This is a genomic window from Phenylobacterium sp. (assembly GCF_036263695.1).
Classification (GTDB): Bacteria; Pseudomonadota; Alphaproteobacteria; order Caulobacterales; family Caulobacteraceae; genus Phenylobacterium.
This window is the reverse complement of sequence record NZ_DATAGM010000443.1, coordinates 1-3,046: the sequence shown is the minus strand read 5'-3', so window position 1 is coordinate 3,046 and position 3,046 is coordinate 1. Positions and strand designations below refer to the sequence as shown.

At 73.0% G+C, this 3,046-nt stretch carries 3 protein-coding genes and 1 pseudogene; 2 read left to right on the top strand and 2 right to left on the bottom strand.

Going from position 1 to position 3,046, the window contains the following annotated elements; translation table 11 throughout:
- Window positions 1-575: serine aminopeptidase domain-containing protein (locus VHK87_RS17920; protein WP_329636256.1), on the top strand; the 575-nt coding region annotated here is incomplete at its 5' end.
- An 84-nt stretch (window positions 576-659) separates the two neighbouring features.
- Window positions 660-1,715 carry a Glu/Leu/Phe/Val dehydrogenase gene (locus tag VHK87_RS17915; protein ID WP_329636255.1) on the top strand — a complete coding sequence of 352 codons (1,056 nt, stop codon included), beginning with the start codon at window positions 660-662 and terminating at the stop codon, window positions 1,713-1,715.
- Window positions 1,716-1,786: 71 nt separating this feature from the next.
- Here the strand turns inward: VHK87_RS17915 and VHK87_RS17910 are convergent, their stop codons facing one another.
- Together VHK87_RS17910 and VHK87_RS17905 are read right to left on the bottom strand one after the other, a co-directional pair.
- Window positions 1,787-2,812 (bottom strand): ABC transporter ATP-binding protein, encoded by a 1,026-nt coding sequence (locus VHK87_RS17910; RefSeq protein WP_329636254.1) that lies wholly within the window; start codon window positions 2,810-2,812, stop codon window positions 1,787-1,789.
- A pseudogene (locus tag VHK87_RS17905) lies at window positions 2,809-3,046 on the bottom strand (hypothetical protein); the annotation flags it as partial. The gene VHK87_RS17910 and the pseudogene VHK87_RS17905, both read right to left, overlap by 4 nt.

Sequence of the window (3,046 nt, the reverse complement as noted above, 5' to 3'; positions counted from 1 at the left end):
CGGACCGGCCGCCGGCCGCCGACCACCTGATCCTCTCGGCCCCCGCGGTCTGGGGCTGGTCCAGCCAGCCCTTGCCCTACAAGACCCTGCTATGGCTGGCCGCCCACGTGACCGGGTCCAAGGTCTACACCCCGCCCAGCTGGATCACCCGCAACATCCAGGCGAGCGACAACCGTGACGAGCTGATCGCCATGGGCCGCGACCCGCTGATGATCTGGGGAGCCAGGTCCGACACCCTTTATCACCTGGTCACCGCCATGGACGGCGGCCACCAGGGGATCGACGAGGTGAAGACGCCGGTCCTCTACCTCTACGGCGCAAAGGACGAGATCATCCCCGAGGAGCCGACCTTAAAGGCCGCCGCCCGGCTGAAGCGCGGCGACCGCACCGCCTACTACCCGCGCGGCCACCACCTTCTGATGCGCGACAAGCAGCGGCAGGTCGTGTTCGACGACGTGGCGGCGTACCTGAAGGATCCGGAGGGGCCGCTGCCGTCCGGCGCGCCGCCGATTCCCCGCGGCAAACGCGATCGCGAGCAGGATCGCAGGGTTGTGGCGGCGGGCCGCGGCGCGTAGAGCCGGGCCTTCCTCGTCGCAAGCGCGTTCCACGAAAACGGCCGCGGGCGACACGAACGCGCTCCAAACTCGCGATTTGAAGACATGACCCTGTTCGATTCCGCCGCCTTCGAGGGCCACGAGGGCGTGCACGCCTTCTTCGACCCGGCCAGCGGCCTGAAGGCCATCGTCGCCGTCCACTCCACCGCCCGCGGGCCGGCGGCTGGCGGCTGCCGGATGTGGCCCTACGCCAGCGCTGAGGCGGCGCTGGAGGACGCCCTGCGGCTCTCCCGGGCCATGTCCTACAAGAACGCCATGGCCGACCTGGAGCTGGGCGGCGGGAAGGCGGTGATCATCGGCGATCCCCGCACCGCCAAGACGCCAGCCCTGTTTGAGGCGTTCGGGGCGGCGGTGGACTCGCTCGGCGGCCGCTACTGGACGGCCGAGGACGTGGGCGTCTCGCCCGCCGACCTGGCCCACGCCCGCAATCGCTCCACCTTCGTGGCCGGCCTGGACCACCACCCCGCCGCCTCCGGCGATCCGAGCCCGGTCACCGCCGAGGGCGTGTTCCGCGGCGTGCGCCTGTGCGTCGCCCGCGCGCTCGGCAAGGAGCTGTCGCAGGTGACGGTGGCTATCCAGGGCGTCGGCCATGTCGGCGCCTACCTGGCGGAGAAGCTGCACGCGGCCGGCGCCAAGCTGATCATCGCCGACGTCGACGCCGCCGCCGTCGAGGCGGTGGCGGCGCGGACGGGGGCCCAGGTCGTGCCGCCGGACGCCATCTGCGAGGCCGAGGCCGACGTCTTCGCACCCTGCGCGCTGGGCGGCGCGATCAGCCTCAAGACCTTGCCGCGGCTGAAGGCGAAGGTGATCGCCGGCGGGGCCAACAACCAGCTCTCCGGCCCCGAGGCCGGCCGCGCGCTGTTCGAGGCGGGCCTGCTCTACGCCCCCGACTACGTCATCAACGGCGGCGGCATCATCAACGTGGCCGGCGAGATCCGCGCCATCGCCAGGGGCGAGGCCTTCGATCCCGCCTGGGTCGCCGCCAAGCTCGACCGCCTCGCCATGACGCTCGAAGAGGTCCTCGACCGCAGCCTCGCCGAGCGCCGCCCGACCCACGAGATCGCCGACGAAATGGCGCGGGAGCGGTTGCGGTCCCACTAGCCCGCTCATCCCGGCGGACGCCGGGACTCAGACGGCCTTGAGGCTACAGGTGACGTCGTGTCGTGTTCCGCTCAGCTTGGATCCCGGCTTTCGCCGGCATGAGCGGTGGGGAAGGGACGTGCGAACTGCGGGTCGATAGCCACGCGGACGGTGTCACCCACGCGCGGCGCGGAGGCGAGGGGGACCCGCGCGGACGCCCGGATACCGCGGACCTGCAGCGCGACCACGGCCGACGCGCCTGCGAACCGGACTTCCTCCACCACGGCGGGGACGCCCTCGCCGCCGATCACCAGCCCCTCGGGACGGACCATCAGCACCCCGTCCCGCGCCGTCGCGGCACCGAAGGCAGTCGATCCGCCCTCGATCGGCAGGGTGTTGATTTCGCCGAGCAGCCGGGCGGCGGCGAGGCTCGTGGGTTCGAGGAAGCAATCGCGGGGCGAGCCGGCCTGCAGGATGGCGCCGGCCTCCATCAGCGCCAGCGAGTCCGAGGTCAGCATGGCGTCCTCGGCGTCGTGGGTGACGATCAGGGCGGCCTTGCCGGCGGCGCGCAGGGCCGACAGCGTCGCCTCACGGACTTCGGTGCGCAGCGGGCCGTCGAGACCGGAGAAGGGCTCGTCCAGCAGGATGGCGGCAGGGTCGCGGGCAAGCGCCCTCGCCAGCGCCACCCGCTGCTGCTCGCCGCCGGAGAGGGCGCTGGGCCAGGCTTCGGCCCGGTGGGCCAGGCGCACGCGCTCGAGCTGGGCCAGCGCCCGCTCGCGCCGCTCGGCCTTGGGCCGGCCGGAAAGGCCGAAGGCGACGTTCTCGACCACCGTGAGGTGGGGGAAGAGGGCGTAGTCCTGGAACACCAGGCCGACGTCCCGCGACTCGGGCGGCACGTGGACGCCCGGCGCGGACAGGACCCGCTCGCCGGCTCGAACCTCGCCGCCGTCGACCGGCTCCAGGCCCGCCAGGCAGCGCAGCAGGGTGCTCTTGCCGCAGCCGGAGGGGCCTAGCAGGCCGGTGATGCGGCCCGGCTCCAGGGCCAGGCTGGCGCCGTCGACGGCGAGCGTGCGGCCGTAGCGCCGGCGCACGGCGCGGGCTTCCAGGACGCCGCTCATCCGTGGCCGCCGGGCCGCGAGGCCATCACCTGGCGGGAAAGCACGATCATCGCCGGCGCCGCGATCAGAACGATGGCCAATGCCGGCCAGGCCGCTTCGGCCAGCCGCTCGTCGGCCGCGTAGCGGTCGGCGAGCACCGCCAGGGTGTCGAAGTTGAAGGGCCGCAGGATCAGCGTCGCCGGCAGCTCCTTCACCACGTCCACGAACACCAGCAGGGCGGCGGTCCACAGGGAG

What these genes read in the sequence shown, in the direction of transcription:
- VHK87_RS17915 (WP_329636255.1), top strand. Translation starts at nt 660, where the DNA reads ATGACCCTGTTCGATTCCGCCGCCTTCGAGGGCCACGAGGGCGTGCAC.
- VHK87_RS17910 (WP_329636254.1), bottom strand. Translation starts at nt 2,812, where the DNA reads ATGAGCGGCGTCCTGGAAGCCCGCGCCGTGCGCCGGCGCTACGGCCGC.